The organism is Flavobacterium sp., assembly GCF_044377315.1.
Classification (GTDB): domain Bacteria; phylum Bacteroidota; class Bacteroidia; order Flavobacteriales; family Flavobacteriaceae; genus Flavobacterium.
Window position 1 is genome coordinate 1 of sequence record NZ_JBILJG010000035.1, and the last position, 21,094, is coordinate 21,094.

Genomic DNA, 21,094 nt, shown 5'->3' on the forward strand with positions numbered 1-21,094 from the left:
ACTGGAGGGGTTACATAAGGCGTTCCAACCACTTGTGCCTGAACAAATGATTGAAAAACAATAAACAGAAGTACTATACTTTTTTTCATAGCTTAAAAACCAGTTGCCATATAAACATAAACCGTTGTTCCCATTACAACAAAAGTATATAAAGTGTCTTTTCCTGCAATGGTTGTTCCATTATTAATAGATTTAAAGACAAATGCAGTTCCCGAAGGATTTACACCCATAAACGAAGAAATTCCAGAAGTTGTGCCCTGAACCGCTAATGTATAGGTTCCCCCGTCTTTCATACCTGTAAGGTTAAATGATTGTGCACTTAATGAGGTGTACGCTAAATTACTTAGAGAAAAAGCTATAGCATTTGCGCCACCATTATTATGAGCAGTGGAATTAGTTGCCGAACCATTAACCTCTAATCTTGAGGTAGGAGATGATGTTCCAATACCTACTCGTTGAGTTTGATCAATAAACATAGCTCTAGTTTGTGAACCAGAGGTACCAGTGGTAAAAAACAAACGTCCAGCACCACCAGTCAAAATATCAACGCCAATTCTAGCTCTGTCATTCGCATCATTAGATGTAGTTCCATGACCAAAACCCATCCACCAGTTATCACCAGAGCTATTAACAACAGGAGCTATTAATTTCAAAGTTCCTGTTCCTGACACTCCTTGAACTACTAATGGAGCACTTGGAGCGGTGTTATTAATCCCTACATTTCCATTTCCTAACCAAGTCATTGTTGGTGTAGTTGATAGCGATTCATCAACATTAGCTAAAACCAAATCCAATCTAGATTTTGAATTAACAGGACTAACCCCATCATCATAAGTCCCTAAATTAAACTGTGCAGTACTCCCCCATTTAAAACCTGACCAGGTTGGTCTAGACATTCGTAACATTGTTGCACCAGCATTAGCGCCTAATGTTGCTTGAATTCCTTGGATATGTAATCTTGTTGCTGGTACTGTTGGACCAATACCCACATTACCCGTTCTATAAATATTTGAAGTTTTACTATTTCCAGCATCATTTGTTGTTCCAGCAGTGAACCAAGCAGTAGTTGATGGTGGAATATACGTTACATAAGAAGTTCCATTATACGTCCATAAACTATTATCAACTGCAGATTGATAAACTACAGATTCATCAGAAGGTGTATTTGGCGTAAAAACAGGACTGCCTGAATTAGGATTTGCCGTTGAGAAATCAACAATATTTTGAGTACCAGGTACATTCGTTAAAATAACATCACCTGTACTATTTAATCCTAAAACTTTACTAGCAGCTGTGTTAGCTGTACTTGACGAGTTTAAATTTGTAAATCGTAATCCCGAATTTCCTGCGGTGCCTTGTGTGATTTCTAATTTATTTGCTGGCGAAGGAGTTCCGATTCCTATATTACCAGCACTTGTAACTCGCATTTTTTCGGTATTGTTTGTTTTTGTTACAAAATCTACCGCATCAGTAGTTCCTATAAAATTAGTTCCCGCTGTAGTCCCTGAATTTCCAGACATTTCCCAACTACTTGAATCTCCAAACAAAAGAGGAACCCATTTTGTCCCATCCCAATAATAAAAACCGGGTACTACATCTGCTACAGTGGCGGTATTATATACCATTTCCGATGTAGTTGGTGAAGTCAATGGACTTGCTGATGTTCTGCCTGTTAATGCAACACGTGGCACTAAAAACCCATCATTGGTTGAAGTAACATCAAGCGCAGCTGTTGGATCTGTTGTACCAATCCCTACTTGAGCATTCATATCTAAACTTGTAAGGAAAAGTAGAAAAATTGATGATTGAACGATTTTAAAAAGTAAATTATCACCCATTATATTTGGTTTTCGTTTTAGTTATTTTAAATATTTTTGCAAAACTAACATAATAATAAAAATAAAAAAACATTATTGTATAAAACATATGTTAAAAAAACTAGAGTTTATTGTTAACGGCATGGCTTTGCTTCAAGTTGATGAGTATGAAAATATTAACAAATGACAATGAAAATGACAATTACAATGACTAAGAAAGTAGTTATCTTTGCTTTTATAGTTTTCGGCCTTCTAAAAGTTAAGGCACAAAACTCAGATTTACAAACAATAAAGACAGAAATGGTAATGAAATCGTATCAATCAAACAAGGCTTGGAAACAAATAAATGCTTTGCTTCCTGCAGATTTTCAAATCAAAGAAAACAATCTTCCACATGAAGAATTATGGGATTGGAAAGGAAACAAAATACATCTTGACCGCTATCCAAATCCAAATGCGGAATATCGGGTTTTCTTGCATCACGGTGTTGGTACAAACGGCAGACAAATGAATATGATTTTGGGACATAAGTTAGCCGAATTGGGTTATGATGTTGTTGCTATAGATAACTTGGGCTATGGAATGACAGAAGTAAATCAAAAAGATATTACTTATGATGATTGGATACATTGCTTTGCCGACTTTGTGAATTCAGAAACTAAACGAGATTACAAAAAACCTGTTCTTTACGGACTAAGTGCAGGCGGAATGATTTGCTACAATTCAGCTTGTTTTATGGATGAAGTTCATGGTATTGTCGGAATGTGCTTTCTAAAAAATGATAACAAAACTGTAGGAATAGAGACAGCAAAATTTGGTTGGTCCAATTGGTTCGCATTTCCCGTAATGGGGTTTTTGAACAAAATTGGTTTCAAACGAATCAAATTACCAATGAAAGTCGTTTCTAAAATGAATCTTCTTGTAAATAATAAAAATGCGTTAGCTATTTTACTGAAAGACAAAGCATCGGCAGGCGCAAGTGTTCAGCTTCAATTTTTATATGATTATACACATTACAAATTACCTATTCCTGTTACAGAATTTGACAAATGTCCCATTCTTTTAACACAACCTGAAAAAGATGATTGGACACCGTTGCGTTTAAGTGAAATTTCAATGAAAGGAATTAAAGCACCGTTCTCTATAAAAATTCTAAAAGACGGCGGACACTATCCAATAGAAGAAACAGCATTGCAACAATTACTGCAATATGTAGACGAGTTTATTAAGTCGCTAAATAAAAATACCAGCCACTAAAAGCTGTTGCAAGAAATTGATAGGCTTGGTTATTGACAGAAAACATTTTGCTGAATTAAAGTTTTGACTTCTTCTAAAATCTAAAAAAGTTATTCTAAAATTAGTCTGATTTTAAACATAAAATACTATTTTTGATATTGACTTAATAACTAACAAATTTGCTTTAAATAGTTGAATAGCCAATTATTATATTTTTGAAAATGAAAAAAACCAAGCACCTACAGATTTTATTTATAATCCTATTTATAAGCATTAATCTAAATTGCTTATCTCAAAATAACAACCCAGCAAACCTTATAACTGCGGCTCAATGGAATTCTCTGTTTCCAAAGAGAGCAGGAACATTTGGTATTCACCCACAAGGATATACAACTGACTTTTATTCTTACAATAATTTGATTCAGGCAATTAATGAAATGTCTGATTATTTAGTGCAAATTAGATTAAAAGAAGGCGTTTGGGGTCAATTGATAACTATAACAAGAAAATCAACTAATCAAAGCTACATTTATTCAGATGTTGAGTCATGGTGGCATTCCAATACCACAACTGAAACAATTATAAATGTTGATTTTGAGCATTTTGTGAATAGATCTTCGGACTTAAATAATAAACGAGAATTAGGTGCTTTTTTAGCTAATATTTCAAAGGAAACAACAGGAGGTTGGCAAATGCCTATAGGTGGCGGGACAGGAGGTGATTATGCACAATGGGGATTGTATTTTGTTCACGAGATAGGATATACAAGTGCCAATTCTGCTGGTGCATATTCGCAACCACACCCAAACTATCCCCCAAATCCATCCGTTGGATATTATGGCAGAGGACCAATACAATTATCGTGGAACTACAATTATGGTCAGTTTAGTAAGTTTTTATATAATGACATTAATGTGTTATTAAATAATCCAAATCTGCTTCAACAAGATGGAAAATTAGCTTTTAAGTCAGCTATTTGGTTTTGGATGATGCCACAATGTCCAAAACCTTCTTGCCATCAAGTAATGCATGACTTGTTTGACCCGCAACTGGGTACTTACACCTCTAGTATAATGTATAAAAAAGGTTTTGCACACACAAACAATATTATAAATGGCGGTCTTGAATGCAGAACATTCTCTTCAGCTGCATTTACAGAAAAGGTTGTATTAAGATCAGAACTATATAAGTATTATTTAAGTATTATGGGTCTAACAACTAACCAAATAAGTTTGGAAGATGAGGGAAATTATTCTACTCTTTGCTATGAATCTACTTCAAATGCAATGCAAGATTATCAAAACTGCTCCATAAGTGATATATTAAATACTTCAGAGTTTGAAATAGATGACTTAATGATTTATCCAAATCCAACTTCTGAATTATTGAATATTAGTCATTCTTCAGAGATTCAGAAAATAGAACTAATTAATTCATTAGGAATGATATTATATTCTAAAAGTGTAGGATCGAAGAAGCATGAGTTTACTATTTATCATTATAATCAGGGTCTTTATTTCATTAAAATTTATTCTGGAGGCAGTGTTTATATAAGTCGTGTTATTATAAACAATTAAGACAAGTATAGTAATGAACAAATCTAAAATAAGTTATTTTTTTTATAAAAAATTAAATAAAACCGCTTCAAAAAAAATAACTCTTAAGCGGTTTTTCAGTTCTAATGCTACTTGTTTAGTATAGCATAAATTTCATGTTTAAGGTGTAGTAATTTTGTTTTTAGTTCATTTTTATTCTAGTTTATGGCTACTTGTTCACCAGGTATTAAAGAGGTACTTCGCTATCTACTTTGTGGAATTCATAAAATAAATCTTTAAAATGTATATCATTTTCTTATAGTAGATTTAATTTTTCTAGGTATTCAGGAAACTCGTGGAGCAAATCATGTCTTTCCATTTTATTTCTAATTTTTTGGTTACTAATTATGACAATTGGCTTCTGCTTGCACAAACAAATCTAAGTTGCCCGGCGACAGATACGCAATGTCAAGTCCTAATCCTCTAAAAATAAATAACAAGCCAATTACAATGGTTACAATAGGTATTATTTTTTTCAATTTGCTTCGTATCGGCACCGATAAAAAGTTGCTTATATAAACCACTGCACTCATTAGTGGTATAGTTCCAAGTCCGTAAAGCAACATATAGGAAACTCCTAAAAGGGCATTTTGCATAGCAATAGCGCCAAAAAGTGCTGCGTAAACCAATCCGCAAGGTAAAAATCCGTTGAGTAGTCCAATGGTAAACAAAGCATCGGGTGTCTTGCGTTTAAACTGGTTACCCAAGTTAGATTTAATACTAGAAATTAGTTTATAAATCGGTCTTGAAAAATTGTACTTAGCAAAAACTCTTTCGGGAATTAAAACTAACAAAATCATCATTATTCCCACAACTATCGACATGCGTTGTTGCATTCCTGCTAAGTACAATCCTTTTCCTAGTAATCCAAAGAGCAAACCTAATGTTGCATAGGCTGTTAATCTTCCTAGATGGTATGTTAAAATCTGAATGGCTTTTTTAGTCGGGTTTTTGTGATCTACAGGTAGCATCATAGCGATTGGTCCGCACATTCCTATGCAATGCAAACTGCTAATCAAACCGAAAACCAAAGCTGAAATTAACATACTAAAGTTAGTAATTATTGGTGATATAGAAGATTACAAATGTCATTTTACAGGTAATTATTTTGGATATATTTTGTTCTTTTTTTATACCATTAAGAGAATTAAGTTCATTAAGAGTTTTACTTAATTTTCTAAACTTTCTCAATGGTTTAAACTCTTAGTAATTTATTTTTTCTTTTTTTAGAAATTCCTTACCATCGTAAGTCCAATCGACAGAAATGTCCCAAAGACCGCTAGCCAGATTACTTTTAGGTATGAGCAAATGTGGACTTGATAACGAAATAGGAACTTCGAAATCGAGCTTTTGGTTAGACGGTCTATATAAGGACACTTTTCCTTTTATTTTGGCAATATCAATAGTGGCAGGAAAGACAATAACAATGCCTTCATTTGTTCTGAAAACCAAAACATTTACAATCATATCAGCAGCATTTTGCTCTTTTTCCATTTGTTTGGAGTAAACCAACTCTTTTTTATAATATTCTTCGGTTACAAGCTCATTATCATATTTTGGATTCGATTGAACTTTGAAAACAAAATATAATATAAACGTTATAAACAATGCAAATGCAATTACTATTGATGTTCCCCAATTAATTTTCATGTTTTCTATTTTTTAATTAAAATTTCTTGGACCAACAAAGTTAGTGGTTGCTGATTCAATAAGCTTATAATTGTTATAAACTTCAATTTTCAATACAACTTTTTCACCTTTAAGTTTAGATTCAAGGATTTTTACAAACATAGTTCCTTGCGTCATTCCTTGTTTTGAAACTTTAACAAATGGACTTCCGACTAATATAATTTCACCTTTAGGATCAACTAATTTGAAAGTTACATTGTTAAAAGCACCATCGGTTTTATTAATAATTTTATAGTTATAAATATTAGTAATATTTTTTCCTTCATGTTGAAACAATTGTCCAGGCATATGCAAAATAGTAGCTTCTACATCGTTTCGCAAGAAAAGCATTCCGATGAAAAAACCTATCAATATTGTCAATACAGCAATATAGCCTTTCATTCTTATTGTTAATCTGAATTTTTCTTTCTTAACGATTTCGTTTTCACTTGCATAGCGAATTAACCCTTTAGGCAATCCAACTTTCTCCATGATTGTATCACATTCGTCGATACAAGCAGTACAGTTGATACATTCTAGTTGCGTTCCATTTCTTATATCGATACCTGTTGGGCAAACGTGAACACATACTTTGCAATCGATACAATCGCCTTTTCCAGATGCAGCTCTATCTTCATTTTTATTAAATTTAGCTCTACCAGTTTCGCCTTCACCACGTACATAGTCGTAAGCAACATTTAGGGTTTTATTGTCCAACAAAACACCTTGCATTCTTCCATAAGGACAAGCAATGATACAAACTTGTTCTCTAAACCAAGCATAGATGAAATAGAATACGCCAGTAAAAATTAACAATGCAATAAGTGTACTTTGGTTTTGAGCTGGTCCTTCTTTGATAAAGGTAATTAATTCGTCACTTCCTATTAAATAAGCCAAAAATACATTTGCGATTATAAATGAAATGATGAAAAAGACAACCCATTTGGTCAAACGTTTTCTAATTTTTTCGTCATCCCAAGATTGTTTTGCCAAACGCATTTGTTGGGCTCTGTCACCGTCAATCCAAAATTCGATTCTACGGAAAACCATTTCCATAAAAATAGTTTGAGGACAAAACCAACCACAAAAAATTCGACCAAAAGCAACAGTAAAAAGAGCCAATCCCACTACTCCAATAATCATAGAGATTACAAAAAGATGGAAATCTTGAGGCCAAAAAGGAAAACTAAAAATAGTGAATTTTCTTTCAAGTATATTGAAAAGCAAGAACTGATTACCATTTATTTTGATAAATGGAGCACTTAGTAAAAAAGCTAATAAAAGGTAACTTAAGAGTTTTCTCTTATCGTAAAATCTTCCAACCGGAATTTTGGGGAAAATAAATGCTCTTTTCCCTGTTTTATCAATTGTTGAAATTGAATCTCTAAAATTCTCTTTTGGTAAATTATTTGTTGACATTTTGACTTCTATTAATCGGAAAATACCGTGTAAATTTTGAAGAGATTTTGAGAAACCTCAAAACCTTTTCGTTTTTTTATTATTTTGGTGGAACCTCAGCTATTTTTGTACTATCTTTTGCTGTCACTGCAGTGTTTACATTTGGAGCTGCATCTTCAACCCATTTTTCACCTTCAGCTTCTTTTCCGCCTGCTGGTTTAGAACCTTGAAGACTTAAAACATAACTTGAAATTTTTTGAATATCTGTTGGTTTCAAGGTGTTTTTCCAAGCTACCATTGAAGGGTTATTTGGACTTCCTTCAGAAATAACTTTAAAAACGTTTTTAATGCCTCCACCGTTAATCCAGAATTCGTCTGTTAAATTTGGTCCTACAGAACCACCACCATCAATCTTATGACAAGCAATACATGTATTAGTATAAATTTCTTTTCCTTTAGCAATACTTTCAGCATCAGTTAATAGCGTTACTTTATCGATACTCATATCATCTGGAGCGGTAGTAGCATTTTTAGCAATTTCGATAGTTGCTAGTTCTACTTCTTTGTCAAACTCTTGAGCTTGTGTATAGTCGCCCATAACATGGAAACGAACTAGATATACAAATGCAAATATGATAGTAGCATAAAACAGATTTACCCACCATGGAGGCAATACATTGTCTAACTCTCTAATACCGTCGTAATCGTGGTCTAACATTACATCTGCTTCTTGTTCTACAGATTTTGAACGAGTAAGCTTGCTCATAATACCTTGGTAGAATTTACTTTCGGTAAATGGAATTGATTGAGCATCTTCTAATTGTTTTTTCTGATTATCTGTTAATAAATGATAAGTAACTTTATCGACAGCATTAACTACTATTTCAATTGCAATTAATAAAAATAAGAAGACAATTAGGAATAAAGAAACCATTGGAAACTTTATAAACGCAGGTCTATCGCCTGAGTCGATGAAAAATTCCAAAGCTGCAAATACAAATGCAAATATCAGTGGAACTCTTATGTATGATGGAATTATTTTTTTCATTATTTTAAACTTTTATGTATTGAAATTAACTAGTCGTTTAATGGAAGATTACTCATTTCTTTGATTCTTTCTTTGCTATATGTAAATGCCCAAACGGTGTATAGTACAAAAGCTGTAAAAAAGATTCCTAGTGATATGATAGGGTAAATAGATACTCCATCAATTGTTTCCAAATTTTGTTTTACGAATTTTAACATGACTTATTTTTTATCTTTTACTTGAATATCAGTCCCTAAACGTTGCATATAAGAAATAAGTGCAATAATCTCTCTATCTTTTAATGGAACAATTGAGCCTTCAAAAGATTTTTTAATCTCAGTATTAGCCAATAATGTTTTTTCGATAGCACTTGCTTGTTCATCAATAACTTTTAGAGCATTAGCAATATCTTCAGTAGAATATGGAACGCCTAGTGTAACCATCGCTTCCATTTTAGCTTGAACTAATGAGTTATCCAATTTGTCTTGAACTAACCATTGGTATCTAGGCATTATTGAACCCGGAGAAATACTTTGTGGATCATAGAAGTGATTAAAATGCCATACATTATCTCTACCACCGTTGAAAGGTTTTCCTTTTACACCTTCTCTAGCCAAATCTGGACCAGTTCGTTTAGAACCCCACAAGAATGGATGATCATAAACAAATTCGCCCGCTTTAGAATATTCACCATAACGCTCAACTTCTGAACGAAAAGGACGAATCATTTGAGAGTGACAACCTACACAGCCTTCACGGATATATAAATCTCTACCCTGCAATTCAAGTGGTGTATATGGTTTTACTGCTGCTATAGTAGGGATATTTGATTTTACTAAAATAGTAGGCAAAATCTGAACTAAGCCACCAATTAAGATAGCAACCGTAGATAACAACATAAATTGAACTGGTTTTCTTTCTAACCAAGCATGCCATTTCTCACCTTTTAATCTGTTTTTACTAATTTCTGATAATGCCGGAGCTTCTGCTAATTCATTTTCAACCGCACCGCCTTGTTTAACAGTCATAATTATATTGTAACATAATACCAATAAACCAACTAAGAATAAAGTACCACCAATAGCTCTCATCCAATACATCGGCATTAATTGAGTAACAGTTTCTAAGAAGTTACCATATTGTAAGCTACCAGCATCTGGTTTAAATTGTTTCCACATAGAAGCCTGCATAAAACCAGCAACATACATTGGAAGTGCATAAAAAATAATACCCAAAGTACCAATCCAGAAATGAAAATTAGCTAATTTTTCAGAGTATAATTTGGTATTCATCATGCGAGGAATCAACCAATATATTATACCGAAAGACATAAATCCGTTCCATGCTAATGCACCAACGTGAACGTGAGCAATAATCCAGTCAGTAAAGTGAGCAATAGCATTTACATTTTTAAGAGATAACATTGGACCCTCAAAAGTTGCCATACCGTAACCCGTAATTGCTACTACAAAGAATTTTAATACTGAATCTGTACGAACTTTATCCCAAACACCACGAAGTGTTAACAATCCGTTGATCATACCACCCCAAGATGGAGCAATTAACATTACAGAGAATACAACTCCAAGATTTTGAGCCCAATCAGGTAATGCAGTATATAATAAGTGGTGCGGTCCAGCCCAAATATATAAGAAAATTAATGACCAAAAGTGAATGATAGAGAGTCTATATGAATAAACAGGTCTGTTTGCCACTTTTGGAACAAAATAGTACATCATTCCTAAGAAAGGTGTTGTCAAGAAAAATGCAACCGCATTATGACCATACCACCATTGAACTAAAGCATCTTGAACACCAGCATAAACTGAGTACGATTTCATAGCAGATACAGGTAATTCCAAACTATTAAAAATATGAAGAACTGCAACAGTAACAAAAGTAGCAATGTAAAACCAGATTGCTACATAAATATGACGTTCTCTTCTTTTAATAATGGTTCCGATCATGTTGATACCAAATACAACCCAAATTAATGCAATAGCTATATCAATTGGCCATTCTAACTCAGCATATTCTTTAGAGGTTGAAAACCCTAATGGTAATGTTATAGCCGCAGCAACAATTATTAACTGCCAACCCCAAAAGTGGATTTTGCTTAGTAAATCGCTAAACATTCTAGCTTTTAATAAACGTTGCATTGAGTAATAAACCCCAGCAAACATTGCATTTCCAACAAAGGCAAAAATTACCGCGTTGGTATGTAAAGGTCTTAATCTACCAAAACTTAAAAACGAAACTCCGCTCGTCATGTTTGGAAATAAAAACATAAAGGCTAGAAGTAGCCCTACTAACATACCTACCACACCAAAAACGATGCTAGCGTAGATAAAGTTTCTTACAATTTTGTTGTCGTAATAAAATTGTTGCTTGTCCATAATTAAACTTGTTTTTCTTCTGTTATTTGTATTTGATTTTTATTATTTTCTTTGATAAGTTCATCGTCAAAAAGTATTCTGACTGATGGGGTATAGTCATCATCAAATTGACCACTCCTTACTGCTCTAATAAAAGCATACAAGAAAGCAACTGCTAAGACTATACTTATTGATATTAATAGATAAATGACACTCATACCTTAAATTTGTGTTAACAAAATTACTTTACCCTTTATTTATAAAATATGATATTTATCACATCAGAATGTTTTGTTAAAAATATTTTCTACTTGCGAAAACATTACTCATAATCGTTACAAAACTAACAATGGTAATTGTACTCAATGGCATAATGATAGCTGCTACAATTGGCAATAAATTTCCCGTAACAGCATAACTCAATCCAACAACATTATAGAGTAATGACAAACCAAAACTCATGTAGATGGTTTTCATTGCATTTTTAGAGTATCTCAAAAAGAAAGCAATTCTATCAAATTGTGACGCATCCAAAATTCCATCACATGCTGGCGAAAAAACATTCACGTTTTCTGAAATTGAAATTCCAACATTACTTTGTGCTAATGCTCCAGAATCATTTAACCCATCACCTACCATCATAACATTTTTTCCTTGCTTTTGTAGGCTATCTATATATTCAAGTTTTTGTTCTGGTTTTTGATTGAATACCAAATTCACAGAACTTGGCAACAACTTTTCTAAAATTTTTCGTTCGCCATCATTATCACCAGACAAAACATATAAATCATACTTCTTTGCTAAATTTTCAAAAAGCTTTTCTATTCCGGGTTTGTACTGATTGGTAAAAACATAGCTTCCTTTATATATACCATTAATTTCGACGTGTATTTTTGTCTTTTTATGCGTGTTTTCAGTCATGGTCTTAAGAAATTGAGACGAGCCTAACTTTACAATATTACCATCAATTTCGGCAAAAATTCCTTTGCCTATTATTTCCTCAAAGCTGGAAGTATCTATTTTATCCTGATTTGGAATATACTCATACAATCTTCTGCTTAATGGATGATTGGATCCTCTTAGTACATTTTTTACTAATTTTAATTCAAAATCATTTAAGGCATCACCTTCATAAGTAATGGAGGTTTTTTTATTAGTGGTAATTGTTCCCGTTTTATCAAAAACAATACTATCTACTTTGGCTAATTGTTCAACAACAATAGCATTTTTTAAATAAAATTTTCGATTTCCTAGAATTCGTAAAACGTTTCCAAGTGTAAAAGGTGCTGTCAATGCCAAAGCACACGGACAAGCCACAATTAGAATTGCTGTAAAAACATTAAAAGCAGTTGAAGTATCAATAAATATCCAATATAAAAAAGAGACGATTGACAATCCTAATAAGGCTGGTGTAAAATAACGACTGATTGTATCGGTAACCGATTTGTGCTTTTGATCTACTCTTTTTTGAAAAACATCATTACTCCATAGTTGAGTTAAATAGCTATTTGAAACCGAAAACAACACTTCCATTTCAATTACTTTACCTAATTGTTTTCCGCCTGCAAAAATTTTGTCGCCCGATTTTTTGGCAACAGACACTTCTTCGCCAGTCACAAAACTATAATCGATGGATGCTTTTTCTGAAATCAAAATCCCATCAACCGGAATTAATTCTTGATTTCTTATCAATAATCTATCGCCTTTTGCAATATCATAAACCTGAACGGCTTCTTCTGTGCCATTTGGCAAAACTTTGGTAATTGCAATTGGAAAATATGATTTATAATCTCTTTCAAAAGAAAGAAAATCGTAGGTTTTGGTTTGAAACAATTTTCCTAAAAGCATAAAGAAAATCAATCCGCACATGCTATCGAAAAAGCCTTGACCGAAATCGAAAATAATATCAACGGTACTTCTGACGAACATTACCACAATTCCTAGAGCAATCGGAATATCAATATTTAACATTCCCGATTTGATACTTTTCCAAGCCGAAACATAATAGCCACTTGCCGAATAAATAAAAGCTGGCAATGACAAAGCAAAAATCAGCCAACGAAAAAATCCGCGGTATTGGTTAATCCAAAATTCGTTGACTTCAAAATATTCGGGAAATGAGAGCAACATGATATTTCCGAAACAGAAAAACGCTACTCCTATTTTATAGAGTAAACTTCTATCAACATTTTTCTTTCCTTCATCAAAATTTTCTAATGAAATATAAGGTTCATAACCAATAGAACTCAACATTTCAACGATTTTTCTCAAAGAAGTTTTATCTGGATTGTAATTTACACGTACTTTCTTTTCTCCAAAATTAACTTGAGAGGTTCCAATACCTGCATCCAATCGTTGAAGATTTTCTAATATCCAAATGCACGAACTACAATGAATATGCGGAATGTAAAGCGAAACAATAGTAGTCGTTCCGTCTTCAAATTCTACTAATTTGCTGACAATATCTTGATTGTCTAAAAACGTATATTTTCCTTGAATATCTTGTGGAGTAGCACCAGGTGCCGATTGAAAATCGTAATAACAAGTCATATCATTTTGACTAAAAATCTCGTAAACAGTTTTACAACCGTTGCAACAGAAACTTTTATTATCAAAGATAACCTCGTCTTTTTTTATTATTTCATTACCACAATGGAAACAATTTGTTGCGTCCATAAATTTGCTCATTTTACCTACTACAAAGGTTAAACAATACTTAATTTTAAAATATGATATTTGTCATACAATAGGTATATTTGCAATGAATAATCGATAAAATGATATGAGTAAGTGTGAACAATGTATTGTGAGACAATTTAGTTCGTTAAAAGCATTGAATAAAGATGACCTTTTAAAAATGGCTGATTGTAAAGTTTCTTATACCATAAAAAAAGGCGAACCAATTTTTGAAGAAGGTGAAATTACCAAAGGTGTTTTTTGCATTAAAGATGGTATTTGCAAATTATCGAAGTTAAGTGCCAATGGAAAAGATCAAATTGTAAAATTGGTCAAACCTGGCGAATTATTAGGTCAACGTTCAATGATTAGCGAGGAACCTGCCAACTTGAGTGCTGTTGCTTTAGAGGATATGGAAGTTTGTTTTATTCCGAAGAATGAAATTATGGGATTTTTCAATGAAAATAATCAATTTTCTATGAATGTTATGAAAACCATTTGTGGCGACTTGAAAGAGGCAGATGACCACATGGTTTCGTTAGCGCAAAAAAATGTAAAAGAACGACTAGCTGAAACCTTATTATATCTTGAAGATAATTTTGGCAAAAGCGAAGATGGTACTTTACACATTCAATTATCACGTGAAGAATTAGCTGGAATGATTGGAACTGCAACCGAAAGCTGCATTAGATTACTATCTGAATTTAACAAAAGTGGTTTAATTGAATTGGTTGGAAAAAAGATTGCTATTCTAGACAGAAATAAATTGAAAAGAATTTCGGAATAGCTTTATTTTTCAAAACTATATTCTTTTTCAACCAAAGCTATTCTTACTGTATATTTTTCATACCATTTTGAAACTCCCAATTGCTGAGCGTCAAGATGATCAAGATTTTGTTTCCAATTTTTGATAGCTTCGAGTGATTTCCAATAAGAAACTGTTATTACTATATCATTTCTGGCAGATTCAACTCCGAGAAAACCTTCGTGCAATTGAGCTCATTCAACCATTTTAGAAGCCTTTTCGGAATAATTTTCGTCAATATCTGTTCTTATTGAAGTAAAAATTACGGCGTAATAAGGCAATTCCATTTTACTCTTTTTTATTCAAAAATAAATAATATACTGGTATTCCTAATGCCACGATAAAAAGTCCTAAACCAGTACTTTTAGTATCATAAATCAATAAAGAGATACAAATTAAAGCGGTTACAACAATATACAAAATTGGAATAACAGGATAACCAAATGCTTTATAAGGTCGCTCAGCATTAGGTTCTTTTTTTCTTAAAATAAAAATTCCATAGATAGTTAGTATATAAAACAAAAGCGATGCAAAGGTGGCATAAGTAAGTAAATCACCATATTTACCAGAAATACAAAGTAAACAAGCCCATAAACATTGTAACCAAAGTGCTCTTGCTGGTACATCTTTATCGTTTAAATCTCCAGCTTCTTTAAAAAACAAGTTGTCTTTTGCCATAGCATAAAACAATCTTCCACCAGATAAAATTAACCCTGAATTACACCCAAAAGTTGAAATCATAATCAATCCAGCCATCACAAAAACACCAATATTTCCCATAATCATATTGGCTGCAGCAGTTCCTACTCTATCTTCGCTGGCAAACATGATTCCGTCTCCAAAAACACTACCTGAATCGGGAGTTCCATTTATTGGAAGTAAAGTCAAATAAGCTACGTTGGCTAATAAATAAATGATAGTTACGATTAAAGTTCCTAAAAATAAACTTCGTGGAATGTTCTTTTTAGGATCTTTAATTTCGCCAGCAATAAAAGTAACATTATTCCAAGCATCACTTGAAAAAAGTGAGTTTATAATTGTAGCACCCATTGCTCCTATTAAACCTATTCCGACTAATTTTGTAACAGTAATACTTCCGTCTGGATTTACTACGGTTTTTGAGGCATCCCACATATTTGCAAAATTGTTGGATAAAACATCCGTTTTTAAACCAACATACAATCCTAAAATAATTAATGCAAAAAGAGCAATCAATTTGGTTGAAGTAAAAAATAATTGAATTGATTTACCTGTTTTAACTCCTCTAGTATTTATATAAGTTAATAATAATATACTAGCCATGGCTAAAATTTGCTTGTTGGTAAAAACAAAACTATCGCCAATTTTTATAAGTTCGGTATCTAAAACCGGAAAAAATACTGCCGAATACTTGGCAAAAGCAACCGCAACAGCTGCGATTACGCCAGTTTGAATAACAGTAAAAACGGTCCAACCATATAGAAACGATGCTAATTTTCCATAAGCACGTTGAATGTACACAAATTGTCCGCCAGCATTAGGCATCATTCCTGCTAATTCACCATAACTCAATGCTGCACTCATTGTAAGTAAACCAGTGACCAACCAAATTACCAAAATCCATGCAGCCGAACCTACATCTTTTGCCATTTGTGTTGTAACTATAAATATTCCAGATCCAATCATGGAACCTGCAACAATACTTGTGGCATCAATTAATCCTAAGGAACGTTTTAATTCGTGTTTTACTTCTGACATTGGTTAGTTTTTGGTTGGTTAGTTTTCAAATATAAGTATTTTTAAATAATCAAATGAATTATAAAATATTGTAGTTACAACTTCTTCGCCTCATTCCAAAAAACATCCATTTCGGCTAACGTCATATCCATTAATGGTTTTCCGAGTTCGCCTGCTTTGCTTTCGAGGTATTGAAAACGCTTGATAAATTTTTTATTAGTTCGTTCTAAAGCATCTTCTGGATTGACTTTCAAGAATCTTGCATAGTTTATCATTGAGAATAATACGTCGCCAAATTCAGCTTCAATTTTGTCTTGATGTCCTGAAGCAACCTCAACTTGAAGTTCTTGTAATTCTTCCTGAACTTTATCCCAAACCTGATGTGGTTCTTCCCAATCAAATCCGACACCTTTTACTTTATCCTGAATTCTAGAGGCTTTTACTAATGCTGGTAAACCTTTTGGAACTCCTTCTAAAACCGATTTTTTACCTTCTTTTAGTTTCAGTTTTTCCCAATTTTGCTTCACTTCTTCTTCATCAGCAACCTCAACATCTCCGTAAATATGTGGATGACGATGAATTAGTTTATCACAAATTTCATTGCAAACATCGGCCATATCAAAATCATTGGTTTCGCTTCCTATTTTGGCATAAAAAACAATATGTAACAACAAATCACCCAATTCTTTTTTGATTTCTTGCAAATCATTATTCAAAATGGCATCGCCCAATTCGTATGTTTCTTCAATGGTTAAATGGCGAAGGCTTTCAATTGTCTGTTTTTTATCCCAAGGACATTTGGCACGCAAATCGTCCATAATATTTAATAATCTATTGAAAGCATCGAGTTGTTGTTGGCGTGAGTTCATGATTTTGATTTTTGTAAAAATAAAAAATCCTATTACTCAAATTGTGCAATAGGATTTCTATTTATAAAAAAGTAATTAACTATTTTTTAGTTTTAGCTTTCGGTTTTTCAACTTTTTCAGCCTTTTCTGTTTTAGCTTCTTTTTTTGTTTCTTTTTTGACTTTAACTTCTTCTACCACTTGTTCTTTGATAGATTCAGCATTTTCAATTTTTGGCTCTTCTTTAGAAACCATACCTTTTGCTTGAAGCATATTGTACCAATTTAATACTTTTTTGATATCTGAAGCATATACTCTATCTTCATCATAATCTGGTACAATTTGTTTAAAATATGCGATTAGTTTATCATTGTCTTCTTTATGATAAATGGCTGGACCTTCGTTTTCTTTTACTGCAATTGCTCGCATAATTTTAACTAAAGGCTTTTCTTCACTATGGGTGTACATAGAAATTTCAGATAACAAACTCACATTGCTTCTCAGTCCAACCGTGATTTTTTTTCCATCTATCATTGATTCTGCGACTAATCCTGAACGGGTTTGAACTTTTAATTCGTATAAACCAGGTTTCCCTGAAATGGCTAATATTTTTTCTACATTCATTTTACTTGTATTTTTATGCGGTGACAAATATATTATAAAAGTTCAATTTCAATATCAATATCAATAATAAAATTTCTGAAATCTTTAATCTGCAATCTGCAATTTATTTTTTTTATCTTCCTTTTTTATTGCAAAAACGCATTCTGTAATCAGGACGGGCTTTACCATCAATGATATTTTGCAGTTTATTTTTGATCAATTTTTTCTTTAAAGTCGAAATCAAATCAGTAAACAAAATTCCTTCAATATGGTCGTATTCATGTTGAATAACTCTGGCGATTAATCCATCAAAAACTTCTGTTTTCTTCTTAAAATTCTCGTCATAATACTCCAAAGTGATTTTCTCTTTACGGAATACATCTTCGCGCACATCTGGAATACTCAAGCAACCTTCGTTAAAACCCCATTCCTCACCTTCTTCTTGTAGTATTTTGGCATTGATGAACGTTCTTTTAAAAGTGCTTAACAATGCTTGTTCTTCTAAAGTCAAATCTTTGCTATCGCTAAAAGGTTCGGTATCGATAACAAATAAACGTATAGCTAGTCCAATTTGAGGTGCTGCTAATCCAACACCATAAGCATTGTACATTGTTTCATACATATTGTCTATGATTTCGGTAAGATTAGGATAATCAGCCGAAATTTCTTCGCCTATTTTTCTTAAAACTGGATCGCCATAGCCTATTATTGGTAGTATCATTTTGATTTCTGATTTATGAATTCAGAATTTTGAATTCAGAATTTTGGCAAAAGTAATTATTTTTTTAGATTAGTGAATCAATAACTTATCTCAAACTATTCATTTACAACAAGTATTTCTCAATTGTTTGCCTTACACCATAAGTATTATAATCAAAATCAGTCTTATAATTAGAAATTTTGACGACATCTTTGTGTGCATTTTTCATGGCAAAACTAAATTCGGTGGTTTCCATCATTTCTAAATCGTTAATAAAATCGCCAAAAACCATCGTTTCTATATTTGAAATAGCTAGTTTTATTTTATCTTGAATTTTTTTTTAAACGATTTTAAATCGCAATAAATAATCTTGAAGCATAATTGTGGCTGCAATTTCGTCAATCAAGGCTTTGTTTTGACGCTGTTTTTTTTTCAATCCACTGTCAATCATGGTTTGGAAAGCCATTTTGGATGTAAAACGTTCGTCAACGCGTTCTACTTTTATCTCGGGAAATTCTTTTTGTAATTTGGACACAAACTTCTCAATTACTTCAGTACTCTCAGAAGGTTGACCGTTCATTTGTTTAGGCTCACCTATAATAACTTTGGCAACATTTTCTTTAGAAAAATAATCTTTAAGAAAAGTAATCGCCGTTTCTGATGGAATTGTGGTCAATCCAGATGCAATTATTTGAAAATCGTCGGTTACGGCAATTCCAGTGCGTTTTAGTCCGTAATCTATGGCTAGTATTCTTGGCATTTAGAGTGATTCTTTATATTTGATGAAACCAAAAATGGTAACAAGTTCTGCATCATAATCTATTTTATAAACAGAGACATATCCTTTAAAAACATAATCTCTTATCGATTCATCGTCATAGTAAAAAGATTTTTTGTAATGAAATGAACTTGGTTTTCTAATGCAAACAAAAAGTCTTCTTCAATTCTAATTCTCATATTTAGAAATTACATCATCCAACTAGGAATCAACTTCATCAATAGAATAAAATTTAGCCGTTCCATTATTTATTTTTTCTAATGAAACATCTAATTTTCTTTTATTTTCAATAAAACTAGAATCTTCAGTAACAACTTTACATTCTTTTTCTGAAAAAGAACTCAAAAACTCAAAATTTTAGTTCTAACGTTAGGCTGACATTCAATTTTTATTGTTTCCATGATGAAATTGTTTATACAAATATAGAAAAAAACTTTACTATTTTATCAATTCAAATCTTGCTAATAATGTCATTTTTCCTTTGTTTAGAGAAAGAATTTTTCCATCTAAAATAAAGTTATCGGTCATTTCGAGTACTTTAGAAAACTCTTGTTCAGTTTTCATATCTTCACATGCCATCCTAGTTGAAATAACTTTGGAAAAAGTGATTTTAAAAGTGTTCTCAACTTTGTAGTTTCCGCCTAAATTATTACAACCAGCAAAAGCTGAAAATTGATTTTCTTCAAAAAATTCAAGAGTGAATTTAGTATTCTCCATTTTATTTCCTCTTAATTCAATCAATTTCCATTTGGTTTTAAACAAAATTTCTGAATCTATATTGGTTATCACTTCTTTAGATTTTTCATTTTTATTAATTGTTTTATTACTGCAACTTACCATAATTAGAGCAAAAAATAACATTGAAATATTCTTCATTTTTTTATATTTGATTTTTAACAAAAGTAATTGTTTCCGTTTTGAAATGACAAAAACCATACCTATTTCTTTATAAAATAAATTATCTTTGCAATTCAAAATAGAACAATCATGAACAATTTACAATCGGCGATAGAAAAAGCTTGGGAAAACCGAGAATTATTGAAAGAAGAAATTACAATAAACACTATAAAAGAAGTAATTTATTTACTAGACAATGGAAAACTTAGAGTAGCTGAACCAACAGATAAAGGTTGGCAAGTGAACGAATGGGTTAAGAAAGCCGTAGTTATGTATTTTCCAATTCAAAAAATGGAAACACATGAAGTTGGTATTTTTGAATACCACGACAAAATGCTTTTAAAAACAGGATATGCCGAAAAAGGAATTCGTGTTGTACCACCAGCAGTTGCTCGTTATGGCGCTTACATTTCAAAAGGTGTAATTATGATGCCTAGTTATGTAAATATTGGAGCTTATGTAGATGAAGGCACGATGGTCGATACATGGGCAACCGTAGGAAGTTGTGCTCAGATTGGCAAAAATGTTCACCTTTCTGGTGGCGTTGGAATTGGTGGTGTTTTAGAACCATTGCAAGCTGCACCAGTTATTATTGAAGATGGCGCTTTTATTGGTTCAAGATGTATTGTTGTAGAAGGTGTTCGTGTAGAAAAAGAAGCTGTACTTGGAGCCAATGTTTGCTTAACAGCTTCAACCAAAATAATAGATGTTACAGGAAATGAACCTGTTGAGTATAAAGGCTACGTTCCTGCTCGTTCTGTTGTGATTCCGGGAAGTTATACTAAAAAATTTGCTGCTGGCGACTTTCAAGTTCCGTGTGCATTAATAATTGGACAACGCAAACCATCAACCGATTTGAAAACTTCGTTGAATGATGCTTTGAGAGAGTATGATGTAGCGGTTTAGGCTATTTGATAACAACTTTAAATAATCAGAATTCAAAATAAAATAAGCTCC

22 protein-coding genes are annotated in these 21,094 nt (G+C 32.4%); 4 read left to right on the forward strand and 18 right to left on the reverse strand.

Annotated features, from left to right (window positions below):
• Positions 1 to 92: 92 nt before the first annotated feature.
• On the reverse strand, positions 93 to 1,838 hold the full coding sequence (locus tag ACIQ66_RS10295; RefSeq protein WP_396212712.1) for a hypothetical protein: 1,746 nt from the start codon (positions 1,836 to 1,838) through the stop codon (positions 93 to 95).
• Between the two features lie 186 nt (positions 1,839 to 2,024).
• On the opposite strand from ACIQ66_RS10295, the gene ACIQ66_RS10300 reads away from it, so the two are divergent.
• Together ACIQ66_RS10300 and ACIQ66_RS10305 are read left to right on the forward strand one after the other, a co-directional pair.
• The gene (locus ACIQ66_RS10300) at positions 2,025 to 3,074 is read left to right on the forward strand and encodes an alpha/beta hydrolase (RefSeq protein ID WP_396212713.1); all 1,050 of its coding nucleotides are present in this window, start codon (positions 2,025 to 2,027) and stop codon (positions 3,072 to 3,074) included.
• 395 nt (positions 3,075 to 3,469) lie between these two features.
• Positions 3,470 to 4,630 (forward strand): glycoside hydrolase family 19 protein, encoded by a 1,161-nt coding sequence (locus ACIQ66_RS10305; protein WP_396212714.1) that lies wholly within the window; start codon positions 3,470 to 3,472, stop codon positions 4,628 to 4,630.
• 359 nt (positions 4,631 to 4,989) lie between these two features.
• Here ACIQ66_RS10305 and ACIQ66_RS10310 read toward each other — a convergent pair whose 3' ends face one another.
• From ACIQ66_RS10310 to ACIQ66_RS10345, 8 genes are all read right to left on the reverse strand, one after another.
• Positions 4,990 to 5,694 (reverse strand): sulfite exporter TauE/SafE family protein, encoded by a 705-nt coding sequence (locus ACIQ66_RS10310; RefSeq protein WP_396212715.1) that lies wholly within the window; start codon positions 5,692 to 5,694, stop codon positions 4,990 to 4,992.
• 157 nt (positions 5,695 to 5,851) lie between these two features.
• Positions 5,852 to 6,298 carry a FixH family protein gene (locus tag ACIQ66_RS10315; protein WP_396212716.1) on the reverse strand — a complete coding sequence of 149 codons (447 nt, stop codon included), beginning with the start codon at positions 6,296 to 6,298 and terminating at the stop codon, positions 5,852 to 5,854.
• Positions 6,299 to 6,310: 12 nt separating this feature from the next.
• Complete coding sequence (ccoG, locus tag ACIQ66_RS10320) at positions 6,311 to 7,735, reverse strand: cytochrome c oxidase accessory protein CcoG (RefSeq protein ID WP_396212717.1); 1,425 nt, start codon at positions 7,733 to 7,735, stop codon at positions 6,311 to 6,313.
• A gap of 79 nt (positions 7,736 to 7,814) precedes the next feature.
• Positions 7,815 to 8,762, reverse strand: coding sequence for a cbb3-type cytochrome c oxidase N-terminal domain-containing protein (locus ACIQ66_RS10325; RefSeq protein WP_396212718.1), 948 nt, complete (start codon positions 8,760 to 8,762; stop codon positions 7,815 to 7,817).
• Between the two features lie 29 nt (positions 8,763 to 8,791).
• On the reverse strand, positions 8,792 to 8,959 hold the full coding sequence (locus tag ACIQ66_RS10330) for a CcoQ/FixQ family Cbb3-type cytochrome c oxidase assembly chaperone (protein WP_396212719.1): 168 nt from the start codon (positions 8,957 to 8,959) through the stop codon (positions 8,792 to 8,794).
• Positions 8,960 to 8,962: 3 nt separating this feature from the next.
• Positions 8,963 to 11,137, reverse strand: coding sequence for a cytochrome-c oxidase, cbb3-type subunit I (gene ccoN / locus ACIQ66_RS10335; protein WP_396212720.1), 2,175 nt, complete (start codon positions 11,135 to 11,137; stop codon positions 8,963 to 8,965).
• Between the two features lie 2 nt (positions 11,138 to 11,139).
• Entirely contained in the window at positions 11,140 to 11,334 is a 195-nt protein-coding gene (gene ccoS, locus ACIQ66_RS10340; protein WP_396212721.1) for a cbb3-type cytochrome oxidase assembly protein CcoS, read from the reverse strand.
• Positions 11,335 to 11,410: 76 nt separating this feature from the next.
• Positions 11,411 to 13,792 (reverse strand): heavy metal translocating P-type ATPase metal-binding domain-containing protein, encoded by a 2,382-nt coding sequence (locus ACIQ66_RS10345; protein WP_396212722.1) that lies wholly within the window; start codon positions 13,790 to 13,792, stop codon positions 11,411 to 11,413.
• A 106-nt stretch (positions 13,793 to 13,898) separates the two neighbouring features.
• Here ACIQ66_RS10345 and ACIQ66_RS10350 point away from each other — a divergent pair, with 106 nt between their 5' ends.
• Entirely contained in the window at positions 13,899 to 14,579 is a 681-nt protein-coding gene (locus ACIQ66_RS10350) for a Crp/Fnr family transcriptional regulator (protein WP_396212723.1), read from the forward strand.
• Between the two features lie 2 nt (positions 14,580 to 14,581).
• On the opposite strand, the gene ACIQ66_RS10355 is transcribed toward ACIQ66_RS10350, so the two are convergent.
• The 9 genes from ACIQ66_RS10355 to ACIQ66_RS10395 form a co-directional block, all read right to left on the reverse strand.
• Positions 14,582 to 14,785: an antibiotic biosynthesis monooxygenase family protein gene (locus ACIQ66_RS10355; RefSeq protein WP_396212724.1), complete on the reverse strand. Its 204-nt coding sequence runs from the start codon at positions 14,783 to 14,785 to the stop codon at positions 14,582 to 14,584.
• A gap of 100 nt (positions 14,786 to 14,885) precedes the next feature.
• Positions 14,886 to 16,334: an APC family permease gene (locus tag ACIQ66_RS10360; protein WP_396212725.1), complete on the reverse strand. Its 1,449-nt coding sequence runs from the start codon at positions 16,332 to 16,334 to the stop codon at positions 14,886 to 14,888.
• A gap of 74 nt (positions 16,335 to 16,408) precedes the next feature.
• Positions 16,409 to 17,182, reverse strand: coding sequence for a nucleoside triphosphate pyrophosphohydrolase (gene mazG / locus ACIQ66_RS10365; protein WP_396212726.1), 774 nt, complete (start codon positions 17,180 to 17,182; stop codon positions 16,409 to 16,411).
• 79 nt (positions 17,183 to 17,261) lie between these two features.
• Positions 17,262 to 17,783, reverse strand: coding sequence for a DUF5606 domain-containing protein (locus ACIQ66_RS10370; protein ID WP_396212727.1), 522 nt, complete (start codon positions 17,781 to 17,783; stop codon positions 17,262 to 17,264).
• 112 nt (positions 17,784 to 17,895) lie between these two features.
• Positions 17,896 to 18,483, reverse strand: coding sequence for a peptide deformylase (gene def, locus ACIQ66_RS10375; protein ID WP_396212728.1), 588 nt, complete (start codon positions 18,481 to 18,483; stop codon positions 17,896 to 17,898).
• Positions 18,484 to 18,586: 103 nt separating this feature from the next.
• A complete protein-coding gene (locus tag ACIQ66_RS10380; protein WP_396212741.1) occupies positions 18,587 to 18,796 on the reverse strand; it encodes an HAD family hydrolase in 210 nt (69 codons plus the stop codon).
• Between the two features lie 6 nt (positions 18,797 to 18,802).
• The gene (ruvX, locus tag ACIQ66_RS10385) at positions 18,803 to 19,222 is read right to left on the reverse strand and encodes a Holliday junction resolvase RuvX (RefSeq protein WP_396212729.1); all 420 of its coding nucleotides are present in this window, start codon (positions 19,220 to 19,222) and stop codon (positions 18,803 to 18,805) included.
• 219 nt (positions 19,223 to 19,441) lie between these two features.
• Positions 19,442 to 19,585 (reverse strand): hypothetical protein, encoded by a 144-nt coding sequence (locus ACIQ66_RS10390; RefSeq protein WP_396212730.1) that lies wholly within the window; start codon positions 19,583 to 19,585, stop codon positions 19,442 to 19,444.
• 93 nt (positions 19,586 to 19,678) lie between these two features.
• Complete coding sequence (locus ACIQ66_RS10395; protein WP_396212731.1) at positions 19,679 to 20,116, reverse strand: META domain-containing protein; 438 nt, start codon at positions 20,114 to 20,116, stop codon at positions 19,679 to 19,681.
• 111 nt (positions 20,117 to 20,227) lie between these two features.
• On the opposite strand from ACIQ66_RS10395, the gene ACIQ66_RS10400 reads away from it, so the two are divergent.
• Complete coding sequence (locus tag ACIQ66_RS10400; RefSeq protein ID WP_396212732.1) at positions 20,228 to 21,043, forward strand: 2,3,4,5-tetrahydropyridine-2,6-dicarboxylate N-succinyltransferase; 816 nt, start codon at positions 20,228 to 20,230, stop codon at positions 21,041 to 21,043.
• Positions 21,044 to 21,094: the final 51 nt, after the last annotated feature.

Bases quoted from the DNA above. Each gene is read 5' to 3' on its own strand.
- ACIQ66_RS10295 (WP_396212712.1), bottom strand. From the start codon at position 1,838: ATGGGTGATAATTTACTTTTTAAAATCGTTCAATCATCAATTTTTCTA.
- ACIQ66_RS10300 (WP_396212713.1), top strand. From the start codon at position 2,025: ATGACTAAGAAAGTAGTTATCTTTGCTTTTATAGTTTTCGGCCTTCTA.
- ACIQ66_RS10310 (WP_396212715.1), bottom strand. From the start codon at position 5,694: ATGTTAATTTCAGCTTTGGTTTTCGGTTTGATTAGCAGTTTGCATTGC.
- ACIQ66_RS10315 (WP_396212716.1), bottom strand. From the start codon at position 6,298: ATGAAAATTAATTGGGGAACATCAATAGTAATTGCATTTGCATTGTTT.
- ccoG (WP_396212717.1), bottom strand. From the start codon at position 7,735: ATGTCAACAAATAATTTACCAAAAGAGAATTTTAGAGATTCAATTTCA.
- ACIQ66_RS10325 (WP_396212718.1), bottom strand. From the start codon at position 8,762: ATGAAAAAAATAATTCCATCATACATAAGAGTTCCACTGATATTTGCA.
- ACIQ66_RS10330 (WP_396212719.1), bottom strand. From the start codon at position 8,959: ATGTTAAAATTCGTAAAACAAAATTTGGAAACAATTGATGGAGTATCT.
- ccoN (WP_396212720.1), bottom strand. From the start codon at position 11,137: ATGGACAAGCAACAATTTTATTACGACAACAAAATTGTAAGAAACTTT.
- ccoS (WP_396212721.1), bottom strand. From the start codon at position 11,334: ATGAGTGTCATTTATCTATTAATATCAATAAGTATAGTCTTAGCAGTT.
- ACIQ66_RS10345 (WP_396212722.1), bottom strand. From the start codon at position 13,792: ATGGACGCAACAAATTGTTTCCATTGTGGTAATGAAATAATAAAAAAA.
- ACIQ66_RS10350 (WP_396212723.1), top strand. From the start codon at position 13,899: ATGAGTAAGTGTGAACAATGTATTGTGAGACAATTTAGTTCGTTAAAA.
- ACIQ66_RS10360 (WP_396212725.1), bottom strand. From the start codon at position 16,334: ATGTCAGAAGTAAAACACGAATTAAAACGTTCCTTAGGATTAATTGAT.
- mazG (WP_396212726.1), bottom strand. From the start codon at position 17,182: ATGAACTCACGCCAACAACAACTCGATGCTTTCAATAGATTATTAAAT.
- ACIQ66_RS10370 (WP_396212727.1), bottom strand. From the start codon at position 17,783: ATGAATGTAGAAAAAATATTAGCCATTTCAGGGAAACCTGGTTTATAC.
- def (WP_396212728.1), bottom strand. From the start codon at position 18,483: ATGATACTACCAATAATAGGCTATGGCGATCCAGTTTTAAGAAAAATA.
- ruvX (WP_396212729.1), bottom strand. From the start codon at position 19,222: ATGCCAAGAATACTAGCCATAGATTACGGACTAAAACGCACTGGAATT.
- ACIQ66_RS10395 (WP_396212731.1), bottom strand. From the start codon at position 20,116: ATGAAGAATATTTCAATGTTATTTTTTGCTCTAATTATGGTAAGTTGC.
- ACIQ66_RS10400 (WP_396212732.1), top strand. From the start codon at position 20,228: ATGAACAATTTACAATCGGCGATAGAAAAAGCTTGGGAAAACCGAGAA.